18 protein-coding genes, 1 tRNA gene and 2 pseudogenes are annotated in these 16,654 nt (G+C 63.1%); 11 read left to right on the forward strand and 10 right to left on the reverse strand.

Annotated elements, in window-relative coordinates; all coding sequences use genetic code 11:
• Nucleotides 1–45: 45 nt before the first annotated feature.
• Nucleotides 46–1,311: an FAD-dependent oxidoreductase gene (locus tag AC0V8S_RS18305; RefSeq protein WP_475432688.1), complete on the forward strand. Its 1,266-nt coding sequence runs from the start codon at nucleotides 46–48 to the stop codon at nucleotides 1,309–1,311.
• Here the strand turns inward: AC0V8S_RS18305 and AC0V8S_RS18310 are convergent.
• Together AC0V8S_RS18310 and AC0V8S_RS18315 are read right to left on the reverse strand one after the other, a co-directional pair.
• Nucleotides 1,259–1,990, reverse strand: coding sequence for a glutathione S-transferase family protein (locus tag AC0V8S_RS18310; RefSeq protein WP_475432690.1), 732 nt, complete (start codon nucleotides 1,988–1,990; stop codon nucleotides 1,259–1,261). The two genes, AC0V8S_RS18305 and AC0V8S_RS18310, sit on opposite strands and share 53 nt — an antisense overlap.
• 1 nt (nucleotide 1,991) lies before the next feature.
• Nucleotides 1,992–2,297 carry a Rieske (2Fe-2S) protein gene (locus AC0V8S_RS18315; protein ID WP_475432691.1) on the reverse strand — a complete coding sequence of 102 codons (306 nt, stop codon included), beginning with the start codon at nucleotides 2,295–2,297 and terminating at the stop codon, nucleotides 1,992–1,994.
• A gap of 100 nt (nucleotides 2,298–2,397) precedes the next feature.
• Between AC0V8S_RS18315 and AC0V8S_RS18320 the strand changes: the two genes are divergently transcribed.
• The 3 genes from AC0V8S_RS18320 to ilvC all read left to right on the forward strand — a co-directional run bounded on the left by AC0V8S_RS18320 (nucleotide 2,398) and on the right by ilvC (nucleotide 4,720).
• The gene (locus tag AC0V8S_RS18320) at nucleotides 2,398–2,856 is read left to right on the forward strand and encodes a MarR family winged helix-turn-helix transcriptional regulator (protein ID WP_475432692.1); all 459 of its coding nucleotides are present in this window, start codon (nucleotides 2,398–2,400) and stop codon (nucleotides 2,854–2,856) included.
• Nucleotides 2,857–3,021: 165 nt separating this feature from the next.
• A complete protein-coding gene (locus tag AC0V8S_RS18325) occupies nucleotides 3,022–3,675 on the forward strand; it encodes a TetR/AcrR family transcriptional regulator (protein WP_475432693.1) in 654 nt (217 codons plus the stop codon).
• A gap of 25 nt (nucleotides 3,676–3,700) precedes the next feature.
• A complete protein-coding gene (gene ilvC / locus AC0V8S_RS18330; protein WP_010910140.1) occupies nucleotides 3,701–4,720 on the forward strand; it encodes a ketol-acid reductoisomerase in 1,020 nt (339 codons plus the stop codon).
• Between the two features lie 128 nt (nucleotides 4,721–4,848).
• On the opposite strand, the gene AC0V8S_RS18335 is transcribed toward ilvC, so the two are convergent.
• Nucleotides 4,849–5,268 (reverse strand): cupin domain-containing protein, encoded by a 420-nt coding sequence (locus AC0V8S_RS18335; protein WP_475438653.1) that lies wholly within the window; start codon nucleotides 5,266–5,268, stop codon nucleotides 4,849–4,851.
• Between the two features lie 58 nt (nucleotides 5,269–5,326).
• Here AC0V8S_RS18335 and AC0V8S_RS18340 point away from each other — a divergent pair.
• Nucleotides 5,327–5,808, forward strand: a pseudogene (locus tag AC0V8S_RS18340) (MarR family winged helix-turn-helix transcriptional regulator).
• A 145-nt stretch (nucleotides 5,809–5,953) separates the two neighbouring features.
• On the opposite strand, the pseudogene AC0V8S_RS18345 reads toward AC0V8S_RS18340, so the two are convergent.
• Nucleotides 5,954–6,569: pseudogene (locus tag AC0V8S_RS18345) on the reverse strand (BA14K family protein).
• Between the two features lie 189 nt (nucleotides 6,570–6,758).
• On the opposite strand from AC0V8S_RS18345, the gene AC0V8S_RS18350 reads away from it, so the two are divergent.
• Together AC0V8S_RS18350 and AC0V8S_RS18355 are read left to right on the forward strand one after the other, a co-directional pair.
• Nucleotides 6,759–7,871 (forward strand): endonuclease/exonuclease/phosphatase family protein, encoded by a 1,113-nt coding sequence (locus AC0V8S_RS18350; protein WP_475432695.1) that lies wholly within the window; start codon nucleotides 6,759–6,761, stop codon nucleotides 7,869–7,871.
• 5 nt (nucleotides 7,872–7,876) lie between these two features.
• Entirely contained in the window at nucleotides 7,877–8,593 is a 717-nt protein-coding gene (locus AC0V8S_RS18355) for a hypothetical protein (protein WP_475432697.1), read from the forward strand.
• Here AC0V8S_RS18355 and AC0V8S_RS18360 read toward each other — a convergent pair.
• Nucleotides 8,590–8,832, reverse strand: coding sequence for a hypothetical protein (locus tag AC0V8S_RS18360; protein WP_475432699.1), 243 nt, complete (start codon nucleotides 8,830–8,832; stop codon nucleotides 8,590–8,592). The two genes, AC0V8S_RS18355 and AC0V8S_RS18360, sit on opposite strands and share 4 nt — an antisense overlap.
• A gap of 192 nt (nucleotides 8,833–9,024) precedes the next feature.
• Between AC0V8S_RS18360 and AC0V8S_RS18365 the strand changes: the two genes are divergently transcribed.
• Entirely contained in the window at nucleotides 9,025–9,366 is a 342-nt protein-coding gene (locus AC0V8S_RS18365; RefSeq protein WP_475432700.1) for a hypothetical protein, read from the forward strand.
• A gap of 23 nt (nucleotides 9,367–9,389) precedes the next feature.
• A complete protein-coding gene (locus AC0V8S_RS18370) occupies nucleotides 9,390–10,226 on the forward strand; it encodes a hypothetical protein (protein ID WP_475432701.1) in 837 nt (278 codons plus the stop codon).
• A gap of 133 nt (nucleotides 10,227–10,359) precedes the next feature.
• Here AC0V8S_RS18370 and AC0V8S_RS18375 read toward each other — a convergent pair whose 3' ends face one another.
• From AC0V8S_RS18375 to AC0V8S_RS18385, 3 genes are read right to left on the reverse strand one after another with little or no spacing between them, the layout of a single operon-like run.
• Nucleotides 10,360–11,577, reverse strand: coding sequence for an ABC transporter permease (locus AC0V8S_RS18375; RefSeq protein WP_475432702.1), 1,218 nt, complete (start codon nucleotides 11,575–11,577; stop codon nucleotides 10,360–10,362).
• On the reverse strand, nucleotides 11,574–12,281 hold the full coding sequence (locus AC0V8S_RS18380; RefSeq protein ID WP_475432703.1) for an ABC transporter ATP-binding protein: 708 nt from the start codon (nucleotides 12,279–12,281) through the stop codon (nucleotides 11,574–11,576). The genes AC0V8S_RS18375 and AC0V8S_RS18380 overlap by 4 nt, the downstream gene beginning before the upstream one ends.
• A 4-nt stretch (nucleotides 12,282–12,285) precedes the next feature.
• On the reverse strand, nucleotides 12,286–13,578 hold the full coding sequence (locus AC0V8S_RS18385) for an efflux RND transporter periplasmic adaptor subunit (protein ID WP_475432704.1): 1,293 nt from the start codon (nucleotides 13,576–13,578) through the stop codon (nucleotides 12,286–12,288).
• A 101-nt stretch (nucleotides 13,579–13,679) separates the two neighbouring features.
• Here AC0V8S_RS18385 and AC0V8S_RS18390 point away from each other — a divergent pair, with 101 nt between their 5' ends.
• Entirely contained in the window at nucleotides 13,680–14,588 is a 909-nt protein-coding gene (locus tag AC0V8S_RS18390; RefSeq protein ID WP_475432705.1) for a PhzF family phenazine biosynthesis protein, read from the forward strand.
• A gap of 106 nt (nucleotides 14,589–14,694) precedes the next feature.
• Nucleotides 14,695–14,770, forward strand: a tRNA-Lys gene (locus AC0V8S_RS18395).
• Between the two features lie 77 nt (nucleotides 14,771–14,847).
• Here AC0V8S_RS18395 and AC0V8S_RS18400 read toward each other — a convergent pair.
• Entirely contained in the window at nucleotides 14,848–15,585 is a 738-nt protein-coding gene (locus AC0V8S_RS18400) for a hypothetical protein (protein ID WP_475432706.1), read from the reverse strand.
• A gap of 25 nt (nucleotides 15,586–15,610) precedes the next feature.
• Nucleotides 15,611–16,621, reverse strand: coding sequence for a nicotinate-nucleotide--dimethylbenzimidazole phosphoribosyltransferase (gene cobT / locus AC0V8S_RS18405; protein ID WP_475432707.1), 1,011 nt, complete (start codon nucleotides 16,619–16,621; stop codon nucleotides 15,611–15,613).
• Nucleotides 16,622–16,654: the final 33 nt, after the last annotated feature.

Consider the following 16,654-nt stretch of genomic DNA (forward strand, 5'->3'; position numbering starts at 1 on the left):
GCAGCGTTCGGCGCGGTGGCTTGATTTCATCAGGCGGCTGAAGGATTGTCCCGGCCAGTTCGGCTTGGGGGCATCGGCATTTCCTACGACATTGCAATTGCAGGCGCCGGTCCGGCCGGGCTGGCCATGGCGCTCTACCTCAAGCGTGCCGGGCACAGGGTCACCATCTTCGAGCGCTTCGAGGAGCCGAAGCCGGTCGGCTCCGGGCTGATCCTGCAGCCGACCGGCCTGACGGTTCTGGCCGATCTCGGCCTGCTCGACGACATACTGGCGCTCGGCGCCCGCATCGATCGGCTGCATGGCGCCGATGCCTCGACCGGGCGCACGGTGCTCGACGTCCGCTACGATGCCCAGCGCGGCCGCCGTTTCGGCCTGGCGGTGCACCGAGCAGCGCTGTTCGGCGTGCTCTTTCGCGCCGCCCGGCGTGAGGCGATCACCATCGAAACCGGTGTCGAGATCGAGACGGTGGAGGCCGGCGAACGGGCGACGCTGATCTGTGGCAAGGGACGAAAGGCAGGGCCGTTCGATCTGGTCGTCGACGCCAGCGGTTCGCGCTCGAAACTACGGCAATGCGTTGGCGCTGCGGGCGCGCCGCGCCCTCTGACCTATGGTGCCTTCTGGGCGTCGCTCGGCTGGCGTGGCGAAGGCTTTGACGAGCACGCGCTCTTGCAGCGCTACGATAAGGCCAGCGTGATGATCGGCGTGCTGCCGATCGGCCGGCCAGAACTCGGTGCCGAAAAGATGGCGGCCTTCTTCTGGAGCTTGAAGCCTGATGATGCAGACGCGGTGCGCGCTGTCGGCATCGACGCCTGGAAGGAGAGGGTGGTGCGGCTGTGGCCGCAGAGCGAGGCGTTCACCCGCCAGATCGACAGTTTCGACCAGCTGTCGCTGGCCCGCTACGGCCACCACACGATGAAGTTTCCCGCCGGCCGCAGGTTGGCCGTCATCGGCGATGCCGCGCATTCGACCAGCCCGCAGCTTGGGCAAGGGGCCAACATGGCGCTGCTCGACGCGGCGGCGCTCGGCCATGCGCTGGCGCGCACGCAGAGCATCGAGGCAGCGCTCGAAGCCTATGCCCGGGCGCGGCGCTGGCACGTGCGTGTCTTCCAGGCGCTGTCGCTGGCGTTCACGCCGTTCTACCAGTCGGATTCCGCGGCACTGCCCTTCATCCGCGACAGGCTGGTGGCGACCATCGCAAAGATCCCGCCGGCCCCGCAGTTTCTGGCGTCGATGGTCGCAGGTACTGTGATCGATCCGTTCAGGCGGGCAGGATTGACGGAAGCGCGATGGCCGGATCGTTCCGGTGGATGAGGCTCGACAGAAATGATCCCTTCGCTTGCAGGAAGGCATGCAGGCGCTGCGGATAGTCCGGCGCCACGGCGTGCCTGATCGACGGGCGATCACTCAGCGCCTGCCGCCAGGCCTGGACAAGCGGCATGCCGTCCAGGATGCCGAAATCGCCGATCAGGTCGAAGGCGTCGAGATATCTGAAGACAGGCCCATAGACCGCATCGACGAGCGAGAAGCGGTTGCCGGCGAACCATGGGCCAATCCGGCCGGTGCCGTCCGCCAGTTCGGCCTCAAGGCGATCAAACATGCCCACCAGCCCGCGGGACTCGGCGAGGAAGCCGGCCTCGGTCGGCGCTGAATAGAACCGGCCGATGGCGTTGAGGGTGGCCGAGCCGAACTCGATCCAGGCGCGGTGCCGGGCACGTGCATAGGGGGCGGCTGGGTGAAGCGGATTGGCCTGTGTCTCCTCGAGGAATTCGAGGATGGCCTCGGATTCGAAGATCGTCGTTTCCTCGCCACTTTGCCGCACGCGCAGCAGCGGCACCTTGCCGAGCGGCGAGATCGCCTTGAACCAGCCCGGCTTGTCGGCGAGGTCGATGTCGACGCGTTCGAACGGCACGCCTTTCTCGGTCAGTGAGATCGCGGCGCGCTGGACATAGGGGCAGAGAGGGTGGCTGACGAGGATGAGCTTGTCGGTCATCTCACTCTCCCCAGACATAGTTCAACGCACCGTTTTCGACGCGCGTCGACAGAAACATCAGGCGGGAATTCTTTGGCGGGGGACCGTCGAGGCGATCGCCTGATGCCATGTCGAAGGCTGCGCCGTGCCATTGGCAGACCAGCCTGCCATCCCTGCAGTCGAGCGGTCCACCGAAATGCAGGCAGACATTGGCTGCGGCGCGGATGCGTTCGCCGCTGCGCCAGACATGGACCTCCCGGCCGAAGAACGGAGCAATCAAGCTGCCCGTCTCAGGGACGTCGGCGACCTTGCAGATTTCGTGTTTCATGGGATTTGCCTTTTTAATATCGATGCAATTGCATGTATGTAGATGCTAATGCATTGATCGTCAAGCTTGATGCATCTGCATCTATCGCCTAGGGTAGGTCATGACCGAGAGAGCCACGCCTTCGCCGGAAGCCATCAAGGCCTGGGCTCGCCTGATGCGCGTGTCGCGCCAGCTGGTGGAGAGTGCCGAGGACGCGCTGAAGGAGGGCGGCCTGCCGCCGCTTGCCTGGTACGATGTGCTGCACGAGCTCGCCGAGGCGGGCGAGGGCGGCTTGCGGCCGTTTCAACTGATCGAGCGCACTTTGTTTGCGCAGTACAACATCTCGCGCTTGCTGGCCCGGCTCGAGGCCGACGGGCTGGTCGAAAAACTGCCGGTGGCCGATGATGGTCGCGGCCAGACCATCCGCATCACGGCCAAAGGGCGAGAGACGCGTCGGCGGATGTGGGCCATCTACGGACGGTCGATCGCCGAACTGGTTGGCGCTAGGCTTTCGCCGGAGGAGCTGAACACGCTGTCGGCGCTGCTTGGCCGGCTGCGCCATCCGCCGGCCGGCGATTGAGGCTGGCCAACACCAAGCGGCCATTGCGCAGCGTCGCTGTTTGCAGGCGAATATTTCTACTTTTCCCTCTTGCGCCTGTCATTGGATTGGGCAATATGCCGAACCGTAACGTACGGTACGGATTTTGGGTGGCCAACGGCCTCGGCCTTCAAACGGGAACAGAGCGTGTTGCTGGCAAACGCCGACATCGACAACAGCCAGGGGCTGACGGAGCGGCAGAAGGCCGTTCTGGATGCGGCGCTGCGGCTGCTGGTCGAGGAGGGCGATCAGCTGACCATGACCGCCGTGGCGCGGCGGGCGAGCTGCTCCAAGGAAACCCTCTACAAATGGTTTGGTGACCGCGACGGGCTGTTGACGGCAACCGTGCAGTGGCAGGCCTCCAAGGTGCGTGTGGCGCCGGTTGACGGCAAGGGGCTCGACCTTGCCTCGCTGACGGCAAGCCTGGAACGTTTTGCATCCGACTGGCTGAAAGTGATCTCCAGCGATACCTCGATCGCGCTCAACCGGGTGGCGGTCGGGCATGCTGGCTCGGGCAAGGATAATCTCGGCGCGGTCGTGCTGGAGAATGGCCGCTTCGCGCTGGCCAGGCGGCTGAAGCCGGTGCTCGAGGCCGGGCGCCAGGCCGGGCTTCTCGACTTCGCGGACGCCGAGACGGCGTTCCGCACCTTTTTCGGGCTGGTTGCCCGCGACGTGCAGATCCGTCTGTTGCTCGGCGACCGGCTGGAATTGACTGAGGCGACGATCGGCGGCGATGCCGTGCGCGCGACGCAGCAGTTTCTCGCTCTTTTCGGAGCAAAAACCGGGCCGCAGGGCCTCTGATCTTAGAAACGGGAAGGAAGTAAAAATGCGCGTCTATTACGATCGTGATGCCGATCTCAACCTGATCAAGGGCAAGAAGGTCGCCATCATCGGCTATGGCAGCCAGGGCAGGGCGCACGCGCTCAACCTTAAGGATTCCGGCGCCAAGGAAATCGCCATCGGCCTCAAGGCCGGCTCGGCGACCGCCAAGAAGGTCGAGGCCGACGGGCTCAAGGTGATGAGCGTCGCCGACGCCGCCAAATGGGCCGACCTGATGATGATGGCAACGCCCGATGAATTGCAGGCCGACATCTACAAGAACGAGATCGCGCCGAACATCCGCGATGGTGCGGCGATCGCCTTCGCGCACGGCCTCAACGTGCATTTCGGCCTGATCGAGCCGAAGTCGACCGTCGACGTCGTCATGATCGCGCCGAAGGGCCCGGGTCACACGGTGCGCGGCGAATACCAGAAGGGCGGCGGCGTGCCGTGCCTGGTCGCCGTCAACCAGGACGCTTCGGGCAACGCGCTCGACCTGGCGCTGTCCTACGCCTGCGGCGTCGGCGGCGGCCGTTCGGGCATCATCGAGACCAACTTCCGCGAGGAATGCGAGACCGACCTGTTCGGCGAGCAGGTTGTGCTCTGCGGCGGCCTGGTCGAACTGATCCGCGCCGGTTTCGAGACGCTGGTGGAAGCCGGCTACGCGCCCGAAATGGCCTATTTCGAGTGCCTGCACGAGGTCAAGCTGATCGTCGACCTGATCTATGAAGGCGGCATCGCCAACATGAACTACTCGATCTCGAACACCGCCGAATGGGGCGAATATGTCTCGGGACCGCGCATCATCACCGCCGAGACCAAGGCCGAGATGAAGCGCGTGCTGAAGGACATCCAGACTGGCAAGTTCACCTCGGAATGGATGCAGGAATACCGCGCCGGCCTGTCGCGCTTCAAGGGCATCCGTCGCATGAACGACAGCCACCAGATCGAAGAGGTTGGTGCCAAACTTCGCGCGATGATGCCGTGGATTTCGAAGAACAAGCTGGTCGACAAGGCCAAGAACTGAGCGAAGTCCAGACAAGCTTTATCCAAAAGAAAGGGCGGCGCCAGCCGCCCTTTTCTCATTCCGCATGTTGTTTCCGGTCGGTCAGCTATAGGGCGACTGGCACTGATTGGCGCCGCCTCGGCTGGCACCTATGCTGGCACCAGCCCGTGGCGCAGCATGACCTCCGTCGCCTTGGCCAGGTCAGGCTTGCCTGGAACATTGATCACCTCGGCAATCTCGTCGAAGTAGCGGCGCCCGATGGCCCCAGGCGTCAGCACGGCCAAAGTCCGCGACACACCGTCGTGCAGGTTCTCGTGGTGATGGACACTTCCGCGCGGAATGAAGACAGCATCGCCGGCGACGAGTTCCTGCTTTCGGCCATCGACGGTGATCGTCAAAATGCCCTCCAGTCCATACAGCGTTTCGTCCGCCTCCTGATGGTAGTGGGGCGCCGGTACCCGGGCGCGGGACGGGACGACGAATTCAAAGACGGTTGCACCCTTGTCGGTGACGAGGAAGCGCAATTCCAGCTCACCGATCCTCAAGACGCTCTCAGTACCCGCTTCCATCGACATGCTCCTTGTTGTAAAGTGGCTTTACGTATTTTTGTAAAAGGACTTTACAACAATGTCAACCGCCAGCCAGACGGCAGAATCGTCGGAGCCTGACAGAGAACTGCGCCCACCCTTCTTCGGGGCACTCCTGCGCATCACCTGGCAGCACGTTCGCAACCAGATGCACGAGGCCATTCATGCCGCCGGCTTCACCGACTTCCAGGACGCTCACTTCGCCGTGTTCTCCTATCCCCTTCCGGATGGCGTAAGGCCGTCGGAACTGGCTCGCCAGAAGCGAATGTCGAGGCAGGCGATCAACTACCTCCTCATCCAGCTCGAGGAGCTCGGCTATATCGAGCGGCGCTCTCCCGAGGGCAGCGATCGGCGCCTCATCTACCTGAGCGCGCGTGGATGGCAGCTTGTCGAGACGATTTTTCTTGCCTGCGGCGGTTGCACGCGGAATGGGAGGAGGAGATCGGTGAGGAGCGATTCAACGTCTTCCTTGACGTGTTGAAGCAGCTGTCCGCGAGGGCGCAGCAGGATCACTCCAGCTGAACGATCGTGGCCGCGTGCTGCACGTCACTGTGTTCGCGGTTTTGTTCCGCGGTCGTGCCAGTGAGGCTTCGGCTCCGCCTTGCCCGTGCACAAAAACGGCGCCGCGATGCGCGGCGCCGCATGGGTAATCGTCAACCAGCGCTGCTCAGCTATAGGGCGACCAGCATTGCTGACGCGGGCCGCCATAGGGCTGGAACGTGTTGTCCCAGGCACGATACGACCGGTACCTGCTATAGCACCACTGGACATGGGCGTTGGAAAGCCGACCGGCGCGGTAGTAGCGGCGCGGCCGCGGCGCATCGTAGTAATTGTAGTTGTTGTACATGCTGCCGAGGCCGAGCCCCAGGCCAAGGCCAAGGATCGCGGCACCCGCATCGTCATCATAATAGCGGCGATGGTGATGGCGGCGCCAACGCCAGTCATCGCCGCTGTTCCAGTTTCCACGGTCCCAGTTTCCACGGTTCCAGTTTCCGCCGGTTCCAGTTTCCGCCGTCCCAGTTATCGCGGTTCCAGTTGCCACGGTTCCAATTGCGACCGCCGTCATGACGGCGCCATCTCCAGTCGTTGTCGTTGTTGAGTTGGCGGTCGTTACCGCCCGCCCAGTCGTCGCGGACCGGCATGACGGTCGGCGCAGCGGTGCTGGTCGGAATCGACAGGTCCGGCTGCAGGATCGGTCCGGCGGCGGACGGTGCCGTGATGCCGGAGACAATGCCGAGCGCAATCAGCCCGGACTTGATGGTCGAAGAAAAGAGCGAATTCATTGCACTCTCCAAGAGATACAGGCCCCACGCCTACCCTGGGAATGGGCCTACTGTGGATCTTTGCGTCTGAACGGCGGATGAACGGAAAGGTTCCGTCAACCATGGCGCGAATGCCTCCAGGACCAGTCGATCTTGGCTTGTGGTCCTGCGATCTTGTTTTCTCCGGCACTTGCAGGCAAAGGTCGGGGCATGTCGCTGCGCCTTGCCACCTTCAATGTCGAGAACCTGATGAACAGGTTCGATTTTTCCGGTTATCGCAACCAGCTCAACGAGGACCGGACGCTGGCGCTCTTCGATATCCAGAGCGAGGCCGAATACAAGATGCTGGAGCAGGCCCGCGCCATCGCCCAATCCGACGACGCGCGCCAACTGACGGCGCTGGCGATCGCCGCCACCCGGGCCGACATCATTTGCATGCAGGAGGTCGACAATATCGAGGCGTTGAAGGCCTTCGAATATGGTTATCTGTTCAAGATGGTGGGGCAGGGCTACCGCCAGAAATACACCACGTCCGGCAATGATTCGCGCGGCATCGATGTCGCGGTGATGATGCGCAACGAGACCGCGCAGGGCCAGCCGATCGAATTCGTGCGCATGACCAGCCACGCCTACGTCACCTACGAGCAGTTCGGGCTGCACACGCCGGAACTGGCGGCGCTCGGCAACCAGGCCAATGAACGCATTTTCCGGCGCGACTGCCTGGAAGTCGACCTCATCGTCGGTGGCGTGCCGCTGACGCTCTATCTCGTGCATTTCAAGTCGATGGGCTCGCCACGCAACGGGCTCGATGGGCGCGAGGCGACGATGCCGGTGCGCATGGCGGAGGCGCTAGCGGTACGCCGGATCATCGAGGAGCGTTTCGGTGCGGATCACGCCGCCGACAAGCGCTGGGCGATCTGCGGCGACATGAACGATTACCGCCAGCGCGTGAAGATCGCGGGCGACGATGTCGACGGCTATCGTTTCGAGGTGGTCGACGAGAACCAGTCCTGCATCAACGTGCTGACGGCTGGCGGCTTCTGCGAGAACGTCGTCGAGCGGCGGCCGGAAATGAACCGCTGGACCTTCTATCATACACGCGGGCCTGAAGAGCGGCATCTCTGCCAGCTCGACTATATCCTGCTGTCCAAGGGACTTGCTGCGAGGAATGCTACCGCCGTTCCCGACATCATCCGCAAAGGCCAGCCCTGGCGCACGATCTTTCCGGCCGGCCAGGAAGTCGAGCGTTTTCCGCGCGCCGGCTGGGACCGGCCGAAAGCGTCGGACCATTGCCCGGTGGTGATCACGCTGGATATGGTTTGATAGGCATGAGTTTCGACCTGCCGCGCAATGTCATCCTGCCGGTCGATGCCATCGACGTCCGGCTCGATCCCGGCCCGCATCCTTTCGCCAGGGATAATGCAGCGGCGATCGCCGAGAACTGGCAGCGCGAGATTGCGGCCAATCCGGCACTGTTCGACGGCACGGTGGTGCTGCTGTCGCAACTTGCCTGGCGCGACAACCGCCTGATTGGCCGCTGTCACGCGGTCAACTACTCCACCTTCATGCTGTGGCGGAAGCGGCGCGAGAATTCCGGCGCCGAGCACGCCTATGCCCATGCCATGCTGGTCGCCGGCGACAATGCGCTGGTGGCGATCCGCATGGGACCGCGAACGGTCAATGCCGGCCGCGTCTATTTCGCCGCGGGCTCCTTCGAACCCGTCGATTTCCGCGACGGTCTGGTCGATGTCGATTTCAACATGATCCGCGAGGTGCGCGAAGAGACCGGCCTCGACCTGTCGGATGCCCAACGGGGCGAACGCTACCATGCTTTGTCGACGAACAGCGGCACGGTGATCTTCCGCCGCTATCACGAGCCAGCGCCGGCCGATGAGATCGCCCGCCGAATCTCAGCTTTCGTCGCCACCGAGACCGATCCGGAGATCGAAGGGCCGGTGATCATCCGCCATGCCGCCGACCTGCCGGAGGGACTGTCGCCACACATGAAGCCACTGGTCGAGTGGCATTTTGCGAGCAAGGATTAACGGAGCGCCTTGTCCTGCGCCGCCTTGCGATCATTGCGGGCGGCGACGAAGAACAGGATAAAGCCGATGCCCAGCAACCCACCCATGGCCATTCCCATGGTCTGGCCAACGACCGCCTGGAAATCTGCGGTGACGCGGTCGGGATTGGCCATGCCGTAACGGGCGAGATACCACCAGATGCCTGCAAGGAAGGCCTCGATGATGATCATCGCCAGGATTACGCGTGCCTTCTTGCTCATCCGTTGACCCTCCACCTTTGCCAAGGCACTAGCATTGCAGGGTCTGTTGTGACAGACCATGGATGCGGCCTCGCCACATTTTAGCAATGCTGATCACAGGGAATTAACGCGAAGAGGCGAACTATAGCGAATCATGCGGCGCTTGCGAGGGTTGCTTTGCGAAAGCCTACTTTAGTCTTTGGTGGTCTTGTCGTGCTTGGCGTCCTCTGGGCGACCTTGACGACGAGCGGTCAGCTTCTGACCGGTCGCTGGTCCTTCACAAAAACCGTCTATGTCGATCGCGGCACCTATTTTCGCCTGAAGGTCGACGTGACCTATCGTGGCGAGCCACAGCATTTCGATATCGTCGTCGGCTGCAACGTTGTCGACATCGGCTACAAGGACGGCTCGGGAACGCATGAGGTCGGGCTGGTGCCGACCGTCTATGGTCGGCGCATGAGTGATGGCAAGGGGCTCGTGGTGCGGGTGCCCAATGCTTGTAAGGCGCCCGCCACGGGGACTATAAATATCCTGAGGACTTCACGCCGCTTCTGATCGTCTATGACAACGCCGAGAAGTTGAATTTTGGCGTCGCCTACCTTTCGGACGATGCCTATGACAGCCCGTTATCACAGATGCATTTCGGCAAGGCGACGGTGCAGAAGGCCACGCGGTCCGAGTTCGAGGAGTTCCGAAAGAACGGGCCGCCCAATCTGATATCGCGTGAGCAGTATCACTCGATTCAGCCGCCAAACGTCGTCGAAGCGATGGGCCTGAAGCGGGTCTGGCCAACCTTCGCGCGAAACTGCTGGGCTTCGGAGCGGTTTCGCCTGCCAGACGAGGTGAAGCCATATTTCGCGAAACTTCGGCCGCCTGGCTCGCCACGCTATTGGGGCCTTTCGGGCGCCGATGAGACCCCTGCACTTACGCTTGTCGTGCAAAAGCTCCTGCAGCGCGATGACGGTGGCGTAGGGCGCAGTTTCTCATCATACATGGATCCTGAGCGCATGCCGAGCCTCGGAATTCCCAAACGCGGAGTTCGAGGGCTCGGTTTCAGTTACCCGGCGGCCTATTACCCCGTCTCCAGCCCGCTCTCCTCCGACAAATGGCCGACAAAGCCGACGGAGGCGTCTCCTGTATTTTCAGGCCGGGGACCTGTCCTCATCAGCGAACTGCACATCGAAGGCGGCAAATACCGGGGCTTTGGCTATTGTTCCGATTCTCCCGCATGGTCGATGAGCAATAAAAACAGCGAGTATCTCGAAAGTACGCCGGTAGTCCATGGCGTCGATGGTGAGGAATTCTCCCTTCCGCAGCACAATTGGAGAGGGATGGTTAGAATTTTCTTGGAGAACGACGAATATATTTATTTTCCGGCAGTGATATGGATCGACTCTACGAGGGGTGACGTCTGACTCCCTCAAATCGCCGCGAGCGGGTTTATCGCTGCGTGTTCAACATTCACGAGGGCTCGAGCCCCGATGGGCGCTGTGCCGCGGCGGGTGAAGCTCGGCAGGTCGGCAACGCCGAAGATTTTGATCCGCCGCTCTATTCGTGCCGCAGCGCGTCGATCGGATCGAGCCTGGCGCCGCGCAGGGCGGGGAAGAAGCCGAACACCATGCCGATCAGGGCGGAAAAGCCGACCGCTAGCAGAATGACGGCAGGGCTTGGCGCGAAGGGTATCGTCAGCGTCGCTGAGGCAAGGCCGGCCAACGCCAGCCCGATCAGGATGCCGATAATGCCGCCAAGCAGCGACAGCACCGTCGCCTCGACCAGGAACTGGATGAGGATGTGCTTTTCATGCGCGCCGATGGCCAGCCTGATGCCGATCTCGCGGGTGCGTTCGGTGACCGAGACCAGCATGATGTTCATGATGCCGATGCCGCCGACCAGGAGGCTGACGCCGGCGACCGCGCCCAGCATGCCGGTCATGGTGGTGGTGGCGCTGGCCATGGCGTCGGCGATCTGGGTCATGTCGCGGATGGCGAAATCGCTTTCGCGGTCGGGCGTCATGCGGCGCGCATCGCGCAAAATGTCCTCGACGCGCGGCTGCAACTCGCTGGTCGGCGTGCTGTCGTCGGCGGCGATGTAGATGTTGTCGATGTCGCGGTTGCCGGCGATGCGGCGCTGATAGGCATGCAGCGGCATCAAGACGACATTGTCCTGGTCCTGGCCGAAGCCGGTATAGCCCTTGGGCTCGAGCAGGCCGATGATCTTGCAGGAGGTGCGGTTGACGCGGATGATCTCGCCTTCGGGATCGCCGGCGCCGAAGAATTGCTGCCGCACGGTCTCGCCGATCAGGCAGACGCCGGTGCCCGAGCGGGTTTCGGAATCGCTGAACGGCCGGCCCGAAACCAGCTTCCAGTCGCGTGCATCGAGATAGGCGCTGTCGGTGCCGGTGACGCCCGATGTCAGGCTTTCTGTGCCGAAGATGACCCGCACCTGCTTTTGCGAGGCTGGCGAGATGGCACGCGCGCCGGTCAGATGCGCGACAAGTGCTTCCAGGTCCTTTTCGGCCAGCGGACGCACCACCTGGTCGAGCCCGCCAGGGCCGCCGGGACCGGCCGGGCGGCCTGACCGGACGACCAGCAGATTGCTGCCGAGTTTGGAAATGTCGGCCTTGACCTTTTGCGTGGTGCCGGAGCCGATGGTCAGCATGGCGATGACGGCGGCGACGCCGATGACGATGCCGAGCAGCGTCAGGAACGAGCGCAGCACGTTGCGGCGAATCGAGCGCAGCGAGAGGCGGACGGTTTCCCAGATCATGCCAGCTCTACCTTCATGGTGTCGGAGGCGACGTGGCCGTCGAGGAAGCGGATGGTGCGCTCGGCGTAACCGGCGACGTCGGCCTCATGCGTGACCATGGCGATGGTCAGGCCGAGCTCCTTGTTGAGCTTTGTCAGCAGCTCCATGATCTCATGCGTGCGGGCGGTGTCGAGATTGCCGGTCGGCTCGTCGGCGACGAGCAGCGTCGGCCTGGTGACGATGGCACGCGCGATCGCCACGCGCTGCTGCTGGCCGCCGGAGAGTTCGGCCGGCGTGTGGTGCTCGCGGCCGACAAGCCCGACCTGGGCCAGCGCCTGCATGGCAAGGTCGCGGCGCTCGCGGGCGGCCACGCCACGATAGATCAGCGGCAGCTCGACGTTCTCCGCCGCGGTGGTGCGCGCCAGCAGATTGTAGCCCTGGAAGACGAAGCCGACATAGAGGTTGCGCAGCATGGCGCGGCGGTTGCGGTCGAGCCGGCCGGCGTCGACGCCCATGAAGGAATAGGTTCCGGCCGTCGGCGTGTCGAGGCAGCCGATGATGTTCATTGCCGTCGACTTGCCCGAGCCGGACGGGCCCATGATGGCGACGAACTCGCCGCGCTTGATGGCAAGGTCGACGCCGGCCAATGCATGCACCCGGGCCTCGCCCTGGCCGTAGCTTTTCCAGACCTTGTCGAAGGTGATGAGGGGCGCGCCGGCGGCCACGGAATCAGCTCCGCGGCTGCGAGGCCGTGATGACCTGCGCGCCTTCTTCCAGGCCGGAGGTGATCTCGGTCAGTTCGCCATCGGTCGAGCCGACCTTGACGTTGACCGGATGCGGCCGGCCATTCTCCAGCACATAGAGCGTGCGCGAGCCGTCGGTGGGGGCCGTTGCGGCCTGACGCTGGCGATTGCCGCCGGGACGGCCCATACGGCCGGTGAACAGGTCGCTGAAGCTCCACGCGCGCGCTGCTTGCTGCGCCGGGCGATAGCGGAAGGCGGAGGCGGGCACGGTGAGCACATCCTTGGCCTGTCTTGTGACGACCGAGACTGTGGCGGTCATGCCGGGGCGCAGCAGCAGCTCGTTGTTGTCGACTTCGAGCCGCGCATTGTAGGTGACGACGCCGTCCGTGGTGACCGAGGCATAGGAGATGTCGCGGATCTCGGCATTGAACGGCCGGTCCGGGAAGGCATCGACCGTGAAGCGGGCATGCTGGCCCGACTTGACGGCGCCGATGTCGGCCTCGTCGACCGCCGCGACCAGTTCCATGTTCCGCAAATCCGCGGCGATAATGAACAGCACCGGCGCCTGCAGCGAGGAGGCGACCGTTTGGCCGGGGTCGACCGAGCGCGTCAGCACGATGCCGTCGATCGGCGCGTAGATGGTGCTGTTGGCAAGGTCGGTCTGCTGCGATTTCAGATCGGCATTGGCGATGGCGAGATTTGCTTGCGCGCTGTCGAGCGCCGCCTTGGCGCGGTCGCGCGTCGCGGTTGCCGCCTCGAGCGACTGGTCCGTCGCCATGCCACGCTTGGTCAAGGCGGCGGCGCGCACCAGCGCGCTCTCGTTCTCGGCGAGCGTCACCGTGGCGTCCTCGACATTGGCGGCCGCGCCTTTGGCGGAAGCCTCGGCGCGCTCGATCTGGACCTGCAGCTTGGCGGTGTCGAGGGCAGCCAGCACGTCGCCCTTCTTCACCTGTTGGTTCTCATTGACCGAGACCGAGCGTATGATGCCGGAGAGCTGGCTGGAAATGTCGACCTGGGTGAGCGGCTGCAGCGTACCCGTCGCCGACACTTGGACCGTGAGGTCGGCCTTGGCGGCCGGCACGGTGGTGTAATCAATCTTGGCGGGCGCGCCCGCATACCATTGATAGAGGCCAAGACCGGCGGCAAGCACGAGCAGGGTCAGCAATGCATAGAGCCAGCCACGCCGGCGCGACTTGCTTCGCCCCTTTTTATCGAGCCCAAGCGCCGTCTCGATGGCGGAATCCGATTCCGTCTTTGGCAGATTGACAATCTGGTCCACGCTGGACCCCTATGATGCGCAATGTCCCTATCTGTTCACAGATCAGGCTTGATGGTCCGAATATCAAATTAAATTTCGCCCATGTTGGGATTGAGGCAGGAATGCAAACGCGGAATTACTTACTTTACGATGTGTTTACGACCGAGCGACTGGCCGGCAACCCGCTGGCGGTGGTGTTGGATTGCAAAGGTCTGGACACGGCCGCGATGCTGGCCATCGCGCGCGAATTCAACCTGTCCGAATCGGTCTTTGTGCTGCCGCCGGACAATCCCAAGCATAAAAACCGTATCCGCATCTTCACGCCCGACTATGAAATGCCGTTCGCGGGCCATCCAACGGTGGGTTCGGCAATCGCGCTTGCGGAACTCTCCGGGGAGGGCAGCGCCGGCATCTTCGTGCTGGAAGAAAATATCGGCCCGGTGCGCTGCGCCGTCAGCACGCATGATGGCGCCACCTTCGCCGAGTTCGATCTCGCCAAATTGCCGGAGCCGCTGGAACTGTCCGCCGATCCGCAGGCGATTGGTGCCGCCCTTGGCCTGGCGCCGCATGAGATCGGTTTCGAGAATCACCGCGTCGCCTTCTGGTCTGCGGGCGTGCCCTACGTGACGATCCCGGTCGCCAATCTCGAAGCGGCGGCCCGCATCCGGCTGGACAACCAGGCCTGGTCGGAACTGGCGCCGCGCAAGAGCGAGTGGGCCTTTGCCAGCCCCTATGTCTATTGCCGCGAGACGGTGAACCACGAAAGCGCTTTCCATGTGCGGATGATCGTGCCCGGCACGCCTTCCTATGAAGACCCGGCGACGGGCTCGGCGGCAGCGGCCTTTGCCGGCGCCATCATGCATTTCGACGGTCCGACGGATGGCGTTTCACAGCTGTGGATCGAGCAGGGGCTGGAGATGGGACGGCCGTCGCGCATCCGCCTCGAACTGACGGTGCAAGGCGGAAAACTGGCCTCGGCGCGCATCGGCGGCCATGCGGTGAAGGTGGCGGAAGGCAAGCTATTCGTTTGAGACGTGCGGCACTTCAGCGATTTGTCGGGAAATGATTCCGGCAGGGCTAGACATGACCGATGGTGGCGGCTATATGCCCGCCAACGCCGGTTTTTGCCGGCCGAGTGGGTGCGTAGCTCAGTTGGTAGAGCAGCTGACTCTTAATCAGCGGGTCCACAGTTCAATCCTGTGCGCACCCACCAAATTCCTAGAAGAGTTGGTGGAAAGACCCTGAAAGTGGGACGTTTCGCTGCCGTCCGGCGGCAGTACCGTTCGACTGCTATTGCACAGTTGGTCGCAGATAAGTGAGAATCGCCTGGGTTATGGCGATGACGCCGTCGACAGCTCCAAAGTCCGTCTTGCTTTTGCCGACCGTCCATTGCAACTCGGGAGCTTCCGGCAACTTAAGCGCCCGATTTATTCCCCAACCCGAGAGCATAAGGAGTTCAAAAGACGTGGGCTCGCCAAGCTCGTAATAGGGAAAGCGAAAATACAGCCAAACCGGCCCGCCATATCCAAGCTTGAAGGTCATGGTGACCGAAACATTGTGACCAAATCTGTCTTCAAAAGCTCCGCCAAAACTGAGGTCTGTGGCATCATAGTTATGCCATTGCCTTGCCAACCCCAGAGCGCTCCATGTCTTAAGGGTATGGGCTTTCAGTTCCTTGCGATTGGGGAATTTTGTCATTTCAGGAGTTAGATGGGTAGGCGGATCACTGTAGCCGGTTTCAGCTCTCCACTCTTCCGCAGCGTTGCGGAGATCTTCAAAAGTCTGGACGGTTTTCGGATCCGGTTGGTCGAATCTGATCGAAATTCGCCATTGAGAAATCATCTCTCGCAGTTCTTCGACCGTGTGGCCCGAGCGTTCCGCCCAATCCTCCGTAGCCAATATCCATGGTGAGTTGTATTTCAGGCCCGCAAAAGCTCCGATCTTTCGATCGAAATCTCTGACAATCTGCGCATAAATGTCCCGAAGACCCTGTTTGGGGTCTCCGAATATCTGCGAGGGCTCATTCATCGGGTGTGATCCGGGCGTTGCGAACCTACTTCTCCGACACGCCAGCCTCGGCAAAGCTCGCCATCCTCGCATGGCACTCCAACGCCGAGCGGACGATGTTGACGGCGAGGCAGGCGCCGGAGCCTTCGCCGAGCCGCATGCCGAGATCGAGCAGCGGCGGCAGGCCGAGCGCTTCGAGCAGGCCACGATGGCCCGATTCGGCGGAGACATGGGCGGCGATGGTATGGGCGAGGCCGGTCGGATGCAGCCTTGCCAGCGGGGCTGCGGCGGCGGTGCAGACGAAGCCGTCGAGCAGCACGGGTATGCCGAGATGGCGGGCGGCCAGCGTGGCGCCGAAGATGGCGGCGAGTTCGCGGCCGCCGAGTGAAGCGGCAACGCCCAGCGGGTCGGCGAGGGCGGCGGCATGGCGCTTGAGGCCGGCTTCGATGGCGACCACCTTGCGCTTCAGGCCGGCATCGTCGACGCCGGTGCCGCGTCCTGTCCATTTTTCGGCACCGCCGCCGAACAGCGCTGCTGAAATGGCAGCCGCCGGCGTGGTGTTGCCGATGCCCATTTCGCCGAAGCAGATCAGGTCGAGATCTTTCGTCACCGCGTCATGGCCAGCAGAGACAGCAGCGAGAAAAGCTTTCTCGTCCATTGCCGGCACTTGCGTGAAGTCGCCCGTGGGATGATCGAGGTCGAGCGGGATGACGTCGAGTTCGGCGCCGGCGATGCGGGCGAGCTGGTTGATGGCGGCACCGCCGCCGGCGAAATTCGCCACCATCTGCACGGTGACTTCCGAGGGGAAGGCCGACACGCCTTGCGCGGTAACGCCATGGTTGCCGGCGAAGACGAAAACCTTGACCCTGTCGAGTTTCGGCATGTCGCGGCCCTGCCAGCGTGCCAGCCAGGCGGCGATGGTCTCCAGCCGGCCGAGGCTGCCTTGTGGCTTGGTCAGCGTGTCCTGGCGGCTGGCAACGGCCTTTGCGGCGGCATCGCTGCCGGCGGGCAGGTCGAGGCAGGCGGCGCGCAGTTCATCGAGGGATTTGAAGGGCATGGGGGCAAGGTCTCCAGAAGGGAATCAGGCCAA

Source organism: Mesorhizobium oxytropidicola, assembly GCF_056174625.1.